Source organism: Thermoanaerobaculia bacterium, from assembly GCA_035260525.1.
In the GTDB taxonomy this organism is placed as follows: domain Bacteria; phylum Acidobacteriota; class Thermoanaerobaculia; order UBA5066; family DATFVB01; genus DATFVB01.
Genome location: DATFVB010000039.1, coordinates 1 through 16,664 on the forward strand (window position 1 = coordinate 1; position 16,664 = coordinate 16,664).

At 68.6% G+C, this 16,664-nt stretch carries 19 protein-coding genes; 7 read left to right on the forward strand and 12 right to left on the reverse strand.

Going from position 1 to position 16,664, the window contains the following annotated elements; translation table 11 throughout:
• The first annotated feature begins 213 nt into the window (after window positions 1-213).
• Both mqnE and VKH46_01635 read left to right on the forward strand, forming a co-directional pair.
• Window positions 214-1,320 (forward strand): aminofutalosine synthase MqnE, encoded by a 1,107-nt coding sequence (gene mqnE / locus VKH46_01630; protein ID HKB69513.1) that lies wholly within the window; start codon window positions 214-216, stop codon window positions 1,318-1,320.
• A gap of 474 nt (window positions 1,321-1,794) precedes the next feature.
• A complete protein-coding gene (locus tag VKH46_01635) occupies window positions 1,795-2,226 on the forward strand; it encodes a hypothetical protein (protein HKB69514.1) in 432 nt (143 codons plus the stop codon).
• A 309-nt stretch (window positions 2,227-2,535) separates the two neighbouring features.
• Here the strand turns inward: VKH46_01635 and VKH46_01640 are convergent, their stop codons facing one another.
• From VKH46_01640 to VKH46_01650, 3 genes are read right to left on the reverse strand one after another with little or no spacing between them, the layout of a single operon-like run.
• Complete coding sequence (locus tag VKH46_01640) at window positions 2,536-3,186, reverse strand: lysophospholipid acyltransferase family protein (protein ID HKB69515.1); 651 nt, start codon at window positions 3,184-3,186, stop codon at window positions 2,536-2,538.
• Window positions 3,183-3,791 (reverse strand): DUF420 domain-containing protein, encoded by a 609-nt coding sequence (locus tag VKH46_01645; protein ID HKB69516.1) that lies wholly within the window; start codon window positions 3,789-3,791, stop codon window positions 3,183-3,185. Before VKH46_01645 ends, VKH46_01640 begins: the two co-directional genes overlap by 4 nt.
• A 49-nt stretch (window positions 3,792-3,840) precedes the next feature.
• Entirely contained in the window at window positions 3,841-4,113 is a 273-nt protein-coding gene (locus VKH46_01650; GenBank protein ID HKB69517.1) for a hypothetical protein, read from the reverse strand.
• 57 nt (window positions 4,114-4,170) lie between these two features.
• Between VKH46_01650 and lepB the strand changes: the two genes are divergently transcribed.
• Entirely contained in the window at window positions 4,171-4,899 is a 729-nt protein-coding gene (gene lepB / locus VKH46_01655) for a signal peptidase I (protein ID HKB69518.1), read from the forward strand.
• Between the two features lie 281 nt (window positions 4,900-5,180).
• On the opposite strand, the gene VKH46_01660 is transcribed toward lepB, so the two are convergent.
• The 9 genes from VKH46_01660 to VKH46_01700 form a co-directional block, all read right to left on the reverse strand.
• Window positions 5,181-5,750, reverse strand: coding sequence for a hypothetical protein (locus tag VKH46_01660; GenBank protein ID HKB69519.1), 570 nt, complete (start codon window positions 5,748-5,750; stop codon window positions 5,181-5,183).
• Window positions 5,751-5,972: 222 nt separating this feature from the next.
• Window positions 5,973-6,569 (reverse strand): heme-copper oxidase subunit III, encoded by a 597-nt coding sequence (locus tag VKH46_01665; protein ID HKB69520.1) that lies wholly within the window; start codon window positions 6,567-6,569, stop codon window positions 5,973-5,975.
• A gap of 26 nt (window positions 6,570-6,595) precedes the next feature.
• Entirely contained in the window at window positions 6,596-6,922 is a 327-nt protein-coding gene (locus tag VKH46_01670; protein HKB69521.1) for a cytochrome C oxidase subunit IV family protein, read from the reverse strand.
• 21 nt (window positions 6,923-6,943) lie between these two features.
• Window positions 6,944-7,144, reverse strand: a complete 201-nt coding sequence (locus VKH46_01675) for a hypothetical protein (GenBank protein HKB69522.1) — start codon at window positions 7,142-7,144, stop codon at window positions 6,944-6,946.
• Window positions 7,141-8,037, reverse strand: a complete 897-nt coding sequence (gene cyoE / locus VKH46_01680) for a heme o synthase (GenBank protein HKB69523.1) — start codon at window positions 8,035-8,037, stop codon at window positions 7,141-7,143. The genes VKH46_01675 and cyoE overlap by 4 nt, the downstream gene beginning before the upstream one ends.
• The gene (locus tag VKH46_01685) at window positions 8,034-9,005 is read right to left on the reverse strand and encodes a COX15/CtaA family protein (GenBank protein HKB69524.1); all 972 of its coding nucleotides are present in this window, start codon (window positions 9,003-9,005) and stop codon (window positions 8,034-8,036) included. The genes cyoE and VKH46_01685 overlap by 4 nt, the downstream gene beginning before the upstream one ends.
• Before the next feature lie 4 nt (window positions 9,006-9,009).
• Complete coding sequence (locus VKH46_01690; GenBank protein ID HKB69525.1) at window positions 9,010-10,776, reverse strand: cbb3-type cytochrome c oxidase subunit I; 1,767 nt, start codon at window positions 10,774-10,776, stop codon at window positions 9,010-9,012.
• On the reverse strand, window positions 10,777-11,544 hold the full coding sequence (gene coxB, locus VKH46_01695) for a cytochrome c oxidase subunit II (GenBank protein ID HKB69526.1): 768 nt from the start codon (window positions 11,542-11,544) through the stop codon (window positions 10,777-10,779).
• A gap of 7 nt (window positions 11,545-11,551) precedes the next feature.
• On the reverse strand, window positions 11,552-12,385 hold the full coding sequence (locus VKH46_01700) for a carboxypeptidase regulatory-like domain-containing protein (GenBank protein HKB69527.1): 834 nt from the start codon (window positions 12,383-12,385) through the stop codon (window positions 11,552-11,554).
• A 280-nt stretch (window positions 12,386-12,665) separates the two neighbouring features.
• On the opposite strand from VKH46_01700, the gene VKH46_01705 reads away from it, so the two are divergent.
• The 4 genes from VKH46_01705 to VKH46_01720 all read left to right on the forward strand — a co-directional run bounded on the left by VKH46_01705 (window position 12,666) and on the right by VKH46_01720 (window position 16,346).
• Window positions 12,666-13,280, forward strand: a complete 615-nt coding sequence (locus tag VKH46_01705; GenBank protein ID HKB69528.1) for an ABC transporter ATP-binding protein — start codon at window positions 12,666-12,668, stop codon at window positions 13,278-13,280.
• Window positions 13,261-13,947, forward strand: a complete 687-nt coding sequence (locus VKH46_01710) for a heme exporter protein CcmB (protein HKB69529.1) — start codon at window positions 13,261-13,263, stop codon at window positions 13,945-13,947. Before VKH46_01705 ends, VKH46_01710 begins: the two co-directional genes overlap by 20 nt.
• 386 nt (window positions 13,948-14,333) lie before the next feature.
• Window positions 14,334-14,834, forward strand: a complete 501-nt coding sequence (locus tag VKH46_01715) for a DinB family protein (GenBank protein ID HKB69530.1) — start codon at window positions 14,334-14,336, stop codon at window positions 14,832-14,834.
• Between the two features lie 162 nt (window positions 14,835-14,996).
• Window positions 14,997-16,346: a hypothetical protein gene (locus VKH46_01720; GenBank protein HKB69531.1), complete on the forward strand. Its 1,350-nt coding sequence runs from the start codon at window positions 14,997-14,999 to the stop codon at window positions 16,344-16,346.
• Window positions 16,347-16,664: the final 318 nt, after the last annotated feature.

Sequence of the window (16,664 nt, forward strand, 5' to 3'; positions counted from 1 at the left end):
CCCGGAGGGCGCGCGGACATTGCGGCCGCAGACGGCGTTGCGAGCCGCGCCCGATGCGAACGGCATCGAATCGCGTCTCGCGTCTGGTCTGCAACCGCAAGCCCCGCGCGCGCAACCCCCAGCGCTCCCCGGCGGGGCTCCAACCCTCGTCCGCAAGCCGCAGGCGCAAATGCCACGCTATTTCCGGGGAGGGGCACTTAGAATAGCCGCATGATGGACGCTCTGCTCGCCTCGTTCCGCGGGTCCGATCTGAAGCCGATCGCCGAGAAGGTCGCGGCGCGGCGGCGCCTCTCCTTCGAAGACGGCGTGACGCTCTTCACGACGCGCGATTTCCTCGGCGTGGGCCGGCTCGCGAACTTCGTCCGCGAGCGCGAGCATGGCAACGCCGCGTTCTTCAACGTGAACCGGTACCTCAATCCGACGAACCTCTGCTGGGTCGACTGCGCCCTCTGCGCCTGGGCGAAGAAGGTCAACGAGCCCGGCGGCTACGAGATGGGCATCGAGGAATGCATCCGCCACGCGCGGGAGGGCTACAGCGAGGCCGTCACGGAGTTCCACATCGTCGGCGGGCTGCATCCCTACTGGCCCTTCGAGTACTACACGGGCCTCCTCGCCGCGCTGAAGAAGGAGTTTCCCGGCGTCCACCTCAAGGCCTGGACCATGGTCGAGATCGACTGGATCGCACGCGTCGGCAAGCGGCCGCTCGAGGACACCGTCCTCGCGCTCAAGGAGGCCGGCCTCGATTCCTGCCCCGGCGGCGGGGCCGAGATCTTCGCGCGGCGCGTGCGGGACGTGATCTGCAAGAACAAGATCTCCGGCGAGCGCTGGCTCGAGGTGGCGAAGGTCTGCCACGAGAACGGCATCCGGACCAACGCGACGATCCTCTACGGGTCGGTCGAGACCTTCGAGGAGCGGGTCGACCACCTCGTTCGCCTCCGCGACCTCCAGGACGAGACCGGCGGATTCACGGGGCTGATTCCGCTCGCCTTCCATCCGGAGAACACGCCGCTCGCGCATCTTCCGGAGACCTCGGGTCAGACGGACCTCCGCGTGATCGCCGCCTCGCGCCTGATGCTCGATAATTTCCCCCACGTCAAGGCGTACTGGATTCAGATCGGGACGAAGCTCGCGCAGGTCGCGCTCTCCTTCGGCGCCGACGACCTCGTCGGGACCCTCGTCGAGGAGACGATCACCCATGCCGCCGGCGCGAAAACCCAGATCGGCATGACCCGTCAGGCGTTCGAGGAGATGATCCGGGAGACCGGCCGGGAACCGTTCGAAAGGGACAGCGAGTACAACCGCGTGGTCCGCGCCGCCTAACCGTCGCCGGAGCTGGCTCGGGGGACCGGAACGCGCGACGGCCGGGCGGCTCGTCGAACGAGCGACTCAACCGCCCGGCCGCCACCCCCTCGCGGCGCTCCGGCTCCCGCGGCGCGAGTCGTCTCGCGCAGCGCTCGCGCGAGACTTGGTCACGCCGCGAAGGGCCCGCCGGAGCTCTTGATTTCTCGCTCGGCGGCGCTGCTTCTCGGCGGCGGCCTTCCGTGCGCCACGCCAGAATGATGACGCACCTACCGCGGCGCCGGTCGCCGCAGGAACCTGACAGCGCCGCTCCACGATTGCGGATTCGCATCCAACCCGCCGCGCCGGCGGTGCGCCGAGGATGACGAAATCCGAGAACTCCCGGCCGGGGGCGCGTAGAATACGGAGAGTAATTCCTCTTTTCGGAGAGACATGGATCCGCAGCGCCGCGAGAACTCCGACCCCGTGCATGCCGGTTGCAATAGCCGGGAGGGAATGAAGATCGTCGCGCGGACGCTTTCCCGAATTCTGGGGCATGACGAAAGCAACGAAGCCGTGCGCAAGGCCGAGCTCCGTCGCGGCGACCACGTCGTGGTCGCGACCGAGAATTCCGTGTACACGATCGTGGTCGGAGAGGGCTCCAGCTATCACGTCGCCGGCGGCTGGTTCGACCGCAACGGCGCGGCGCCCGTCCGGACCGCGATCAACGGCTGCACGTGGGGCGGGAGCATCATCCAGACGCGCATCGTCGCGGCGAAGGGGCTGCGCATGGAGTTCGGCAACCGCGTCGTGACGAGCCCGATCCGGGAGTTCTGGATCTTCCGTGCGGACCCGCGCGAATGGGGCGCGCCGCCGGATGCGGCGGTCCTGGCCGAGTGCGGGATTTCCTGGGACGGCGCCGCTTCCGAAAGCCAAAAGGCGTCCTGAAAAGGTCCTCTCGCGGCGCGACGAAGTCTCGCGCGGCCGCTGCGCGAGACGGCTTGCGCCGCGGGAGCGGGAGCCCCGCGAGGGGGTGACGGCCGGGGCGGTCGAGTCACACAAGGCCGTGAGCAAAGCGAGCCGCATAGCGACTTCTCCCGGCGGGAGTAGGTGGCGGCCGAAAACCTCCGGTGAGGGCGACGAGCCACGCTGCCGTCATGCGCTCGCGGTCCCCGAGCCAGCTCCGGCGACGGCCTACTCCGATTTCGCGGCGGCGCGGTAGAGCCGCTCGCCGGCGAGCGAGCCTCGGCGACGGGGCTACCAGGGCGGCGGTGGGGTCACGCCGGCCAGTCGATCCGCCTCCGCCGTCGCGGCGTCGATCGCCGTTTTGATCCGCTCGCAGGCCGAGGCATCGTCCTCGCGGCCGATGCGAAACGGCTCGCCGTAGACGACGAAGTTCTTCGAGAAGGCTCTCGGGACGAGGTAGCGGTCCCACGACTTCAGGAATCTCGGCCGAGTCGCGGCCGCCGACACGGGGAGGATCCAAGCGCCCGCGCGGCGGGCGAGCGTGACGATCCCCTCCTGCACGATGCGCGGCGGCCCCTTCGGACCATCCACGGTGAGGGCCGCGGGGTGGCCCTGCGCGAGGAAGCGCGCGAGCTGGACGACGCCGCGCGCGCCCCCCTTCTTCGTCGAGCCGCGCACGGGAAGGTAGCCGTGTCCCGCGAGCCAGCGCGCGATGATCTCGCCGTCCTTCGACTTCGACGCCATCGTCGCGACCCCCTGGCCGCGGTGCTCCCAGATCGGCACGAGCATCCGCCCGTGCCACAGCGCGAACACGAACGGCTCACCCGAATCGCGCATGCCCGTCCAGCGCCCGCGATGGAGCGATTCGGTGCGCCAGGTGAGGTCGTAAGCGTGAAGAGCGGCGGAAACGGCGACGCTCGCGGCGGTGGCCCCCACGCTCATCGAGTTCTCGGCGACGCGATCGCGCCGTGTCTTTCCGATCCATCGGTCGTCAGGCGCGGCGAGGCTCGAGCCCGGCGGGATACGGGCCGGCCGGCCCGCGGGCGCGGCTTACCGGCGGCGGCGTGCGTCAAGCCCGCGGCCGGCAGGCACGCGCCCGCCCGGCTCGATGGATCACCGCGCCAACTCCCCAACGGCCGGTAGAGCATGAGATAGACCACGACGCCCGTCACCGACACGTAGAACCAGATCGGCAGCGTCCAGCGCGCGATCCGCCGGTGCTCGACGAAGCGGCCGCGGTTGGCGAGATGGAGCGTGCGGAGGACGAGCGGCACGACCGCCGCCGCCAGCACCGTGTGGGTCGCGAGGATCGCGAGATAGACCGAGCGCACGGCGCCCGTGCCCGGATAGCGGTGGACGCCGGCGTGCGAGTGATACGTCAGGTAGCTCACGAGGAAGAGGACCGAGACGACGAACGCGGTCTTCATCGTCCGCCGATGGGCGGCAACGTTGCGGCTCCGGATGAAGGCGAAGCCGATCAGGAGCAGGACCGCGCACAGCGCGTTGAGCCCCGCGTTCACCGCCGGGAGGGAGTCGTAGGGGATCAAGAGCGAGATTCGGCGGCGGTCCGGCGGCGCATCGCGCCGGACGACCGCGTCAGGAAGACGCTTCCGGGATCGCGCCGGGGAGCGACGACGCGGCGCGCGTCCGCCGCTTCGCGATGAGGATCCTCGCGGCGACGATCCCGACCGTGACGAACGGCAGCGCCCCCATGAAAATGATCGACCAGAAGAAGCCGCGGCCGAGCTGCGTCGGGTTCTTCCCGTAAACGTCGCTGGCGAGGTTGTCGGCGCACAGGGGGCAGGCGGCCGCGATGCGGGTGCCGGCGACCACGAACGTCCAGAGCAGCGCGCGCGAAAAACCCTTCACGAGCGCGATCCTACCGCAAGAAAGGCGGGACGTCACTCGGCTATAGTTACGGTTTCGATGTCGACCTCCGAGGCCCCCGAGGCTCCCGCTCCCCCTCCCGAAACCTCACGGATTTCACGCCTCCTGCGCGAGTTCCGCCAGCTGGCGTTCATCGCCCTCCTTCTCTTCACGGGCCGGTCCGTCCTCGCCGACTGGTACCAGGTCCCGACGGGATCGATGAAGCCGACGATCCTCGAAGGGGACCGCGTCTTCGTTTTGAAGTGTGCCTACCAGATCCGCGTGCCCTTCACGTCGATCCGCCTCTTCCGGACCGGCTCGCCGCGCCGCGGGGACGTCGTCGTCGTCCGGAACCCCGACGGGGGCGCGGTCCCGCTCGTCAAACGGGTCGTGGGGCTGCCGGGCGACGTGATCCGGCTCGAGAACGAGCGCCTCTTCGTCAACGGCCAATTCCAGAAGCTGCGGATGCACGCGATCCCCGCCGACGGCGAAGGCCCCTTCCGCTGGGTCGGAACGGAGGACCTCGGGGGAAGGCTCCATCCGGTCCAGGTGCTGCCCGACCGCCCCGCGATGCGCACGTTCGGGCCGGTCCGGGTCCCTCCGGGGGACGTTTTCGTGATGGGGGACAACCGTGACGACAGCCGGGACGCCCGCTACTTCGGCCCCCGGCCGGTCGCCGATCTCCTCGGAAAGGCCGAAGGGATCTTCTGGAGCTGGCATCCCGAGATCTTCAAGGGGCCCCGACTGTCGCGCTTCGGCCGCCCCTTCGCGAAGGCCCCGGGAGCCTGATTCCTTACAGTGCCCCTCCCCGGAAATAGCGTGGCATTTGCGCCTGCGGCTTGCGGACGAGGGCTAGACGCGTCGCGGGAGCAGATGCCGTTCGCATCGGGCCCGCGACGCAACGCCGCCATCGTTCGCAATGTGCTGGCGCCCTTCGGGTTCGGGCGGCGCGGGCAATCTGCGGCGCCGCCGCGACTCGACGATGGCAACGCATCGCCATCGTCGCGGCGACTGGCAGCTTACCCCGCGGCGCTCCGAACAAATGGCACGGTATTTCCGGGGAGGGGCACTCAGGGAGCGGCATTCCTCCGCTCCCGCAGCAGGTCACCCACGCCGTCGAGCAGACGGGAGGAGAGCGCCGGCTCGGAGTCGGCGACTCGCGCGCGAACCCGCCCGCGCGCGTCGACCACGACGAATGCGGTCCCGGGAAACGGCGACGCGCCCGAGACGAAGGTCCAGCGTCCCGGGAGCGCGCCGAACGTCCTCTCGAGCTCGCCGAGCTTCGAAGCCGCCGACAACGCCGGGTCGGCGACGAACGTGACGAGCGCGACATCCCCGGCGCGGGAGAGCGACGTCTGGAGGTCCGTCATGCGCAGGTTGCGGACGAGGCACCCTCCGCATTCCGGAGTCAGCGCGTCGGCGATCCAGATCTTCCCGGCGAGGTCCGCGTTGGTCCAGGGGCGTCCCCGGGCGTCGCGGGCGGAGAAGGCGGGCGCGGGACCGAGGTCGGGCAGCCGCTCGGGCGCGCGCGTCGCGAGGCTCTTCAACCACGCGCCGGCCGCGAAGAGAAGGAGGAGCACCCCCGCGAGGATCGCCAGTCCCGCGGGGCTGCGGAAGCGGAAGGGGGACGCGGGGCTCACGGCCGGGACTCCCTCACCCGCGCGCCTCCGTACTCACAGCCGTGAGTACTCCGAACCGTAGGCCCCGGATCTCGCTTCGCTCGTCCGGGACAGAGCGCGCAGCCTGCCCCCGCGCAAGCGGGGGTACTCACAGCCGTGAGTACTCCGAACCGTGGGTCCCGGATCTCGCTTCGCTCGTCCGGGACAGAGCGCTCCGCACTCACAGCCGTGAGTACTCCGCGCTCAGATGAGATAGATGACCGTGAACAGGATGATCCAGACGAGATCGACGAAATGCCAGTACAGCCCGATGTTCTCGACCCCCTGATGGTCCTCCTGCGTGTACTTGCCGCGGAACGCCTTGATCGTCACGAACGTCATGCAGATCACGCCGCAGAGCACGTGGAATCCGTGAAAACCGGTCGTCGTGAAGAAGACCGAGCCGAACAGGCTCTTCGACGGGGTGAAGTGCTCGACGAAGAGGAGATGCCGGTACTCGATGACCTGCACCGACAGGAAGCCCGCGCCGATCAGGCACGTCGCGACGAGGAACCGCTTCATCTTCGCCGCGTCGCCGCGCTGGATCGCCGCGAGCGCGAGCACCATCGTCACCGACGAGCAGATCAGGAGGAACGTGTTGAACCCGGTCAGGGGGACGTTGAGCACCGTGCTCGGGACCGGCCACATGGGCGAGCCGAACCGCAGCACGATGTAGCCCCCGATCAGCCCCGTGAAGAACATCACCTCGGAGCAGAGGAACACCCACATCCCGAGCTTCTTGTCGGGAAGGCCGACGCCTCCCTCCGTCTCCAGTCCGTGCGTCAGGGTCATCGCTTCCATTTCGTTCGTCTCCTCGATCGTCCGGTTCAGTGAGGGGGCATCACGGTCGACGGCGAGTGGAACGCCCACTGCATGAGGTTCGCCGTGACCAGGATCAGCGCGAGCACGAGCGTGAGCGAGATCGTCACGCCGAGGCTCAGCCGCTCGAATTTCAGGTGCATGAAGTAGAGGGCGACGAGCAGCGCCTTGACGATCGCCATCGAGACGAGGAGCACGATCTTCGGGCCCTCCGAGATCGGCAGCTTCATCGACGCGAGCACCTCGAGGACGGTCAGCGCGAGGAGCCACCAGAAGATCGCCATGTACCGCGGCTGGCGGTGCGGCGTCTGGGAGGGGCTCTCCTGGATTTCCATCGTTTCTCTCCTTCTCCTTGCTTATCCGGCGAAAAGCCGCGCCGCCGCGGCGGGGAGCTCCGAATGCAGGACGGTCCGGGACTTGCGGCCGTACTTCGCGATGAAGCACGCGGCGCCCAGCGCGAGCGCCGCCATCACGGCGACGAGCGTCCACGCGGTCCGGCGCAGGCGCCGGCGCACCTCGGGGTCGTTCGGGTCCGGCCGCGGATCGACGCGCCTCACGGGTGCCCTCCGTCCAGGAACGCCAGGAGCAGCAGCGCCGGAAGATAGAGGATCGACGCCGCGAAGAGCCATCGCGCCGAAGCGGTCGTCCGCCGCAACGCGAAGACGACCGCGGCGGCCGAAAACGCGATGCCGCAGACGACGGCTCCCGCCGAGTAGACGGGGCCGGTGACGCGGAGCGTCGAGAGCGCGAGCGATACCGGCACGAGTGTCGCCGCGTACAGCGCCGCCTGCCGTCCCGTCGAGGCCCCGTCGGGCTCGATCACCGGGAGCATCGGGAATCCGGCGCGCGCGTAGTCGGCGCGGTAGAGCCACGCGATGGACAGGAAGTGCGGCATCTGCCAGAAGAACAGGATCGCAAACAGCACCCAGGCGCCGGGAGCGAGCCCGCCGCCCGCGGCCGCCCACCCGATGACCGGCGGAAGGGCCCCCGGGACGGCGCCGACGATCGTCGCGAGCGAGGTCACGCGCTTCATCGGCGTGTAGACCAGGACGTACAGGAGGAGCGTGGCCGCCGCGATCGCCGCCGACAGGAGATTCACGCCGATCGACAGCTGGGCGAGCCCCGCGAAGGCGAGCGTGAAGGCGAAGAGCGCCGCCGGCGCGACCTCCATCCGTCCCGCCGCGAGGGGCCTCTGCGCGGTCCGCCGCATCTTCGCGTCGAGATCGCGCTCCCAGATCTGGTTGAAGGCGGCGGCCGACGCGGCGACGAGGCCGGTGCCGAGGATCGCGTGGAAGAGCGTCCACGCGTCGAACGTGCGCCGCGCGAGAAGGTATCCGAGCGCCGTGGTCACGAGGACGAGCGTGTTCACGCGGAGCTTCGCGAGCGTGACGAAGTCGCCGGGCCGGACGCGGCCCGAGGCCTGGGCGGCGGCGAGAGGACGCGAGCTCATGCCGTCACCGCCGAACGGGCGGGCGTTCCGAGCGCCGCCTCCCGTGCCGCCTCGCTCCGCGCGAGCGACAGCGAAAGGGCCGCCGTCCCCGCGAGGATCAACGCCCCGACCGTCTGGTGCGCGACCGTCAGCGGCACCGCCTTGCGCGACCAGATCGAGAGCGCGCCCAGCGCCATCTGCACCGGAAGGAGCGCCGAGAGCGCCGCCGCCACCCGCCGCGGCGCCCGGTCGCGCCGGACCCGGCGGATGACGAGGGCCGCCGTGAAAATGGCGGCGGCGACGACGACGGCCCAGGCGCGATGCGCGAAGTGGACGGCGATCTTCGCGTCCCAGTGGTCCGGGACGAGGCGGCCGAAAGAGGCGGGAAAATCGGGAATCGCGAGCCCCGCGTCGCTGTGCCGCATCCAGGCGCCGAGGACGAGCTGGACGAAGACCGCGGCGAGCGCGAGAAGGCCCGCCGCCAGACCCGCCCTCTCGCGCGGAGAGAAGGAGACCGGCGCGGCGCTCTCCCGCCACCCCTTCGACGTGACGATCGCCAGGACGAGCGTCAGGGAGAAGAAGGATTGCGCGAGGCAGGCGTGAGCGACGGAGATCGGCGTCGGCAGGAGGTACTTCACGGTCAACCCGCCGAGCACGCCCTGCACGACGACGGCCGCGACCGCCGCGGCCGAGAGGACCTTGACGCTCCGCGGCGCCCGCGCTGCCCAGGCCCAGACGGCGAAGGCGACGGTCAGCATCCCGACCGTCGCGGCGATCAGCCGGTGCGAGTGCTCGAACCGGATCCCGCCCACCCACTTCGAGGGCGGGAACGTGAACATGTTCTGGCCGTACGTCGTCGGCCAGTCGGGAACCGAAAGCCCGGACCCGGTCGACGTCACGAGTCCTCCGGCGATGACGAGCAGGAACGTGGCGGCAACCAGCGCCTTGGCCGCCGCCGCCAGTCCCCGGGGGAAAGCCGCTGCCGCCACGAGATCAGTGCGACGCCAGAGGGGCGGACGCGGGCTGCGTCTGCGGGAGGTAGTCTTGCGCCATTCCTGGAACGCTGTACTCGTACGGCCCGTGGTAAACGACGGGGATCTCGGCGAAGTTCTCGTGCGGCGGCGGAGACGTGGTCTGCCACTCGAGCGTGTTCGACTTCCAGGGGTTGTTTCCGACGCGCTCCCCCTTCCTCAGGCTCCAGAAGAAGTTCACGATCAGGATGATCTGGGCGGTCCCCAGGGCCCACGCCGAGAACGACATGAAGATGTTGAGCGGCTGGAGACCCTTCAAGTGCGCGTACTGCGTGTAGTCGTAGATGCGACGCTGCATGCCTCGCATCCCGAGGATGTGCATCGGGAACATCACCCCGTTGAAGAAGATGAACGTCAGCCAGAAGTGCACCTTCCCCCACGTCTCGTTCATCTTGCGGCCGAACATCTTCGGGTACCAGAAATAGAGCCCGGCGAACGCCCCGAACAGAGAGCCGCCGAAGAGCACGTAGTGGATGTGGCCGACGATGAAGTAGGTGTCGTGGATGAAGATGTCGACCGGCGTCGACGCCATGAAGATCCCGGAGAGCCCGCCGATCGCGAACATGGCGACGAAGGCGATCGCGTTCAGCATCGGCGTCGTGAAGTGGATCTGCCCTCGCCAGAGGGTGCCCAGCCAGTTGAACGTCTTGATGGCCGACGGGACCGCGATGACCATCGTCGAGATCATGAACGTCGTCCCGAGGTACGGGTTCATGCCGGACTGGAACATGTGATGGCCCCACACGACGAAGCCGAGGCCCGCGATCGCGCACATCGCGTAGGCCATCGAGCGATAGCCGAAGATCGGCTTCCGGGCGAAGACCGCGATCACGTCGGAGACGATCCCCATCGCCGGGAGGATCATGATGTAGACCTCGGGGTGGCCGAAGAACCAGAACAGGTGCTGCCAGAGGAGCGGCTGCCCGCCGCCGGCGTTTCCCCACGCGGTGCCCGAGACGATCAAACCCGCGGGAAGGAAGAACGTCGTGTGGAGGATCCGGTCGAAGAGCAGCATGATCATCGCGGCCGAGAGCACCGGGAGCGCGAGCAGCAGGAGGATCGCGTCGATGAAGAGCGCCCAGACCGTGAGCGGCATCCGGAAGAAATGCATCCCCGGGGCGCGCAGGTTGATCACGGTCGTGATGAAGTTGACGGCCGTCAGGAGCGACGAGACGCCGAGAACCAGCAGGGCGAGGAGCCACAGCGTCTGTCCCTTCGGCTGGATCGCGGAAAGCGGCGCGTAGGAGGTCCACCCCGACTGGGCCGCCCCCCCCTCGACGAAGAACGACGCGATGATGAGGATCGCGCCCGGAACCGCGGTCCAGAACGACATCATGTTCAGGCGAGGGAACGCCATGTCGCGCGCGCCGATCTGCAGCGGCACGACGTAGTTGCCGAACGCGCCGATGAGCAACGGCATGATCGCGAAGAAGATCATGATCGTCGCGTGCATCGTGAAGAGGGAGTTGTAGTACTCCGGGAGCATCACGCCTCCCGGCATCCCGGCCGGGGCGATCTTCCCCATGAACGTGAGCGGGCGGCCCGGGAACGCGAGCTGCCACCGGACGAGCATCGCCAGCAGGCCCCCGATCACGAGCATGAAGAGGCTGTAGCTCATGTACTGGATCCCGATCACCTTGTGGTCGAGGGAGAAGACGTACTTGCGCCAGAAGGAGGTCGGCGCCGGATGGACTCCGTGCGGATGGGCGACGGCGAGGGCTTCACTCATTTACTTCGACTCCGTTGTGTTTTCCGCGGCGGTCTCCGTCAGCCATTTCTGGAACTCCTCGGGCGTGTCGACGGTGAGATACCCCTTCATCCGGTAGTGCCCGAGCCCGCAGAGCTCGGCGCACGCGATCTCCCAGTGCCCCGTGTGCTTGGCCTGCACCCAGACGCGCGTCGTCATCCCCGGAACCGCGTCCTGCTTGATCCGGAACTCGGGGAGGAAGAAGGAATGAATGACGTCCTTCGAATGCAGGTTGATGAGCGCGGGTTTGTCGACGGGAAAGTGGAGCTGGTTCAACGTCACGACGTCGTCGGCCGTGTCGAGCTTCCCGTCCGGCCCCGGATAGCGGATGTTCCAGGCGAACTGCTCGGCGGTGATGTCGATCACGGTCCCGGAAGCCGGAAAGTGGTTCCGGATGTAGGCCCACGAGTCCTGGGACATCACCGCGAGGAACACGAGGATGAGCGCGGGAATGATCGTCCAGATCACCTCGAGCCGGTTGCTGCCGTGCGTGTAAGTCGCGCGCCCGCCCGGCTTCGCCCGGTACTTGAAGACGAAGACGAGGAGCGTGATCTCGACCGCGAAGAAGACGATCCCGGTGATCCAGAGGATCAGGTTGAAGATGCCGTCGACGCGGCCGGCGTACGTGGAAGCCTCCTCCGGGAGCCTCCACGGCGCCGACGGCTCGCTCGCGGCGAAGAGAAGGGCGGGCGCCGCGACGGTCGCGGCGCCGACGATCAGGCTCAGCCAGGACGGGCGTCGACGGCTCATGGCGCGGTTACGAGGCCTTGTAGGAGAAGTCCTGGGTCTTCGTGTCGGTGCCGGAGATGGTGACCGTCTGGTCCTGCGGCCCGTACTTCTCCTGCCATGCCTCGATCACGTACGTGCCGGCGGGAAGCCCGGTCAGCTTGTAGTTTCCGTCCTGGTCGGTCACCGCGAAGAAGGGATGCGAGAAGACGCCGCAATAGGAGGACATCCATTTGTGGACGTCGCACTTGATGTGGAAAGGAGGAAGCTCCGGCTTGTCGAAGACCTTCTCCTGCGTCATTCCCTTGATCGGCATCCCGATGTTGAACTGCGCGTTGACGGCGGGAAGCGGATGGATGTTGTGGAGGGTCGCGTCGGAGTTGACGATCTTGACCTTCTGCCCGGCGCGGACGCCGAAGACGTGCGGCGTGTACATGCAGCCCTGCTGGTCGAGCGTGACGGGCTCCGCCGGCACCGGGTAGCTCGCCCCGGCCGGGAGACCGCTCTTGACGTACACGAGCGCCCACTGCAGGTTTCCGTTGTTGTCGACGACTTCCTGGCTCTTGACCGGAGTCGGATGCTCCGTCTTGCAATAGTTGTCGGCGTCCATCTTGAGCGTCGCCATCACGGGCGCGGTCCCGGCGAGGGTCACCTTGCCGGAGATCGTCGCGCCGCCGGCGGGTGTGGCCGCGGCGGGAGCTCCGGCCGGCGCGCCGGCGGGGGCGGCGGCGGCCGTCGTGGCGGTCGTCGCGGCCGTGTTGCCGGCGTCGAAAGACGGGGCTTCTTCCTTGGACCCGCCGCCGCAGCCGACGGCGAGCGGGAGCGCGAGAGTCGCGATCCAGACGAGGTTCGAGTTGATTTTCATCGGAATTCTCCTCAATAACACCGGTTTGCTTGTGAGATTTTTCACAAAGGGTGGATGCTAGCACAGCGAATTTTCGCTATCAAGAAAATCGCCGGATAAATTCGCGCGCGCCGCATCGATCTCCCTCCCGACCTCGTCCCCGAAAATTTATCGCGCGCGAGGATAAACCCGGGCCGCGGAAGTGAGAAGCAAAAAATCGCGCCACCGCAGATTTACCTCCGCGAAACGAGGCGAATGCATCAAACGGATCGCTCGCGAGCGCGTGCTATCGTCCCCGCGCATGCCGCGATTCGAAGCGACGAAGCTCGCGAAGGCGTTCGACGGACCCCCGATCTTCCGCGACGTGTCGCTCGAAGCCGAACGGGGCCTCGTCGCCGTCACCGGCCGGAACGGCAGCGGGAAATCCACTCTGCTCAAGATCTTCGCCGGCCTGATGCGGCCGAGCCGGGGGTCGGTCGCGATCTGGCGGGACGGCGCGAAGCTGCCGGAGAACGACCGAGCGCACGAGATCGGCTTCGCTTCTCCGGAGCTCGAGTTCATCGACGAGCTGACCGCGACCGAGAACCTCTCTCTCCTGTCGCGGGCCGCCGGACGCCCGGCGGCTGCGCGCGGGATCGGCGAGCTCCTCGACGCGTTCGGCCTCGCGCGTCCCGCGCACGGCCGGCGCGTCGGCGAGTTTTCTTCCGGCATGAAGCAGCGCGTCCGGCTCGCCTTCTCGCTGCTCCTCGACCCGCCGGTGCTGCTCTGGGACGAGCCCTACTCGAACCTCGACACGCACGGGATCGACGCCGCGCGCACCATCATGAACGCGCGGCGCGAGACCGGCCTCGTGATCCTCGCGACGAACGACCGGCGCGACATCGAGGACGCGGACGATGAAGTCTCCCTTTCCTAGCCAGGCCGTCGCGGTCTTCCTGCGCGACGCCCGCCGCGAGCTGCGCCGCCGCACGACGCTCGCGGCCGTCCTCTTCTTCGCCGCCGCGGCGCTGATCCTCATCTCCTTCTCCCTGGCTTCCGTCGCGCTCCCGCCGGGCGACCGCGCGAAGCTGAACGCCGGCGTCCTCTGGATCCTCCTCTTCTTCTCGGCCTCCTCGGGGCTTCCGCGGTCGTTCGTCCGCGAGGAGGAGAGCGGGACGGCGCTCGCGCTCCGGAAGATCGCCCGCGGAGAGGCGGTGCTCGCCGGGAAGTTCCTCTTCAACTTTCTGCTCTTCCTGGCGATCGCGGCCGTCGCCGTGCCGCTCTTCTGCCTGCTCCAGACGTGGTCGCCCGCCAACCCCTGGACGCTCACGATCGTTCTGCTGCTGTCCGGCTACGGGGTGTCGTTCGTCTCGACCTTCCTCTCGGCGATCGTCTCGCGCGCCGGGCAGAAGGACATCCTGTTCGTCCTCACGGCGCTTCCGCTCCTGATGCCGCTCCTCCTCCCCGCCGTCGAGGCGACGGCGCGCGCGGCGGCCGATCCCGCGTTCGCCGCGATCGATCCGGTCTGGAAGGTGCTGCTGTCGTACGACGGGCTGGCGACGGTGGGGGGGATGGTGCTCATGCGCTTCGTCTGGGAAGGATAGAAAGAGCGGGCCTCGACGATAGCTCGAGCGATTACGCGCGTCCTCGACCGCCGGCCCCTGTGACGTACGCTTCCGGTACGCCTTCGGGTCCGGCGGTCTGTGGGTGCGCGTCTCGCTCGGCTCTCGCGAGGCCTCACCGTGCTTCCAATTGCCCGGGCTCGCGCCTCGCCGCGCCTCGTCGTGATTTTCAATCGATCGACAAGTTCTCTCAGAACGCTCGCCGCACCTCCTCGCTGACTCGACATAGTGTCCGGCCGTTGTCATCCTGAGCGCGGCGGCCTGCCGCGCCGACTCGTCGCGCCGAAGCTTCAGCGAAGGAGGAAGCCTTGGCGAAGGCGGGAAGGATCCGCTCCGCCGGGCTATCATCCGCGCCGAGGAAAACCGCCATGCCTCTGACCGACGCCGAACACCGCCGCCTGATCGACCAGTACGCCGAAGGACCCGAGCGGCTGCGCGCGGCGATCGAATCCCTTCCAGAAGAAGCCCGGAAGTGGCGGCCGGCCGAGGGGAAGTGGTCCGCGCACGAGATCGTCTGCCACTGCGGCGACGCCGAGACCGTCGCCGCGGCGCGGCTGCGGTTCCTCCTCTGCGAGCGCTCGCCCGTCATCCAGGCCTGGGACCAGGACACGTGGGCGAGAGAGCTCCGCTACCACGACCTCCCCCTCGGGCCGTCGCTCGAAGCCGTTCGCGCCGTCCGCGCGCACACGGCGAACCTCCTGCGGACGCTTTCCGCCGCCGACTGGGCCAGGACCGGCCGCCACTCGGAGTCGGGCGAGTGGGACGTCGACCGATGGCTCTCGATTTACGCCGAACACGTCCACAAGCACGCGGGGCAGATCGACCGCAACCTCGCGGCGTGGCGCCAGCGCGGCTCCCCCTCGTCCTGAGCACCCGCCGAGCGCGGCTCTCCTCTTCTCTTCCACGGTAGCGCCGGACGCGGCCGTCGCTCCGTCGATTCATTCGCTCTTCAGAATCGCCCCGCGCCGATACCGTGTAACCGCAGACTTCCTCACGACTCCATGAGAGTGGCTCACGAAAGGAGGCCCCTCATGAATCGGACCGATTCTCCGCTCCGCTCCCGCATCGCGGGAGCGCTCGCCGCCGCGCTCGGCATCTCCGTCCTCGCGTTTCTCGTCGCCGCCGCGCCCGCCGGCCGCGCCCCGGTCTTCGTCCCGGCGCACGATCCCGCCGCCGCGCACGCCGCGTCGATGTTCACCCAAGGCCGGCGCACGTTCCGGGAAGACACCTTCGGCGACGAAGCCTTCTGGGGCGGCGCGCTGCGCCTCCACGAGGGAATCGAGGGAGCGGCGCTCGGCGGCGTCGGGCCCGGGGTGAGCCCGAAGACCGCGCTCGCCGTCGGCCTCAAGGTCGACTCCGACGCGCTCCCGGATTCGCTCAAAGATGCGCTGAAGGCCGGGCAGGTGAACCTCGACGACCCCGCGACGACGCTCGCGCTCGTAAAGCTCGACTCGGTCGTCGGCGTCCACGGAGCATTCGACGGCGGCGGGAAGCTCACGGCCGTCGGGATCCAGTGCGCGCTCTGCCATTCGACCGTCGACGACTCGTTCGCGCCGGGCATCGGGCGCCGTCTCGACGGCTGGGCGAACCGGGACCTGAACGTCGGCGCGATCGTGTCCCTCTCCCCCGACCTGTCGCCGGTGGCTTCCGCGCTCGGCGTCGACGTCGCGACGGTGAAGAACGTCCTCGCGAGCTGGGGCCCGGGCAAATTCGACGCCGAGCTGATCCTCGACGGCAAGGCGACGGGTCCGAACGGCTCCAGCGCGGTGCTCATTCCTCCCGCCTTCGGCCTCGCGGGCGTCAACCTGCACACCTGGACCGGCTGGGGCTCGGTCACGAACTGGAACGCGTTCGTCGCCACGCTCGAGATGCACGGGCAGGGGACGTACCTCGACGAGCGGTTGGACGACGCGGGACAGTTTCCGCTCGCAGCCGCCAACGGGCTCGGGCACGTGCGATCGAGCCCTGATCTCGTCACCCCGAAGCTCGGCGCCCTGGAGTTCTACCAGCTCGCGATTCCTGCTCCGAAGCCGCCGGCGGGAAGCTTCGACGCGGCCGCCGCCGGACGCGGAAAGCTCGTCTTCGAAGGCTCGGCGCGCTGCGCGACCTGTCACGTGCCGCCGCTCTTCACCGAGCCGGGATGGAACATGCACACCCCCGCGGAGATCGGGATCGACGATTTCCAGGCCGACCGCGCGCCCGACCACGCCTACCGCACCTCTCCGCTCGCGGGTCTCTGGTCGCACGCCAAGGGGGGCTACTACCACGACGGCCGATTCGCGACGCTCCGAGACGTCGTCGACCACTACGACGGGACGTTCGCGCTGGGGCTGACGGAGGCTCAGAAGACGGATCTGGTGGAGTATCTGAAGTCGTTGTGAGGCTCGGTCTCGCTCCCCTTTGGAGTGCTCGACTGCGGCGGTTCCCTTGTCCGGGTCGAGACGGCGCGAAGGCGCGGTGAGGCGCGAGCCCGACGGGATGCGGGTTGCCGGCCGGCCGCTAAGGCGTACCGGAAGCGTACGTCTTGCGGCCGGCCGGCGGCACGCGCCCGTCCGGCTCGATGCATCGCCGCGCCGCAAAAGCATCGGCACCGCGTTATGATTCCCACGTGAAACTGCTCAAGTGGCTGCTCGGCCCTTATTTGCTGGCCGTCATCGTCGCCGCGTTCCTCTGGCCGCAGCCGGCGAAAGGCTTCATCG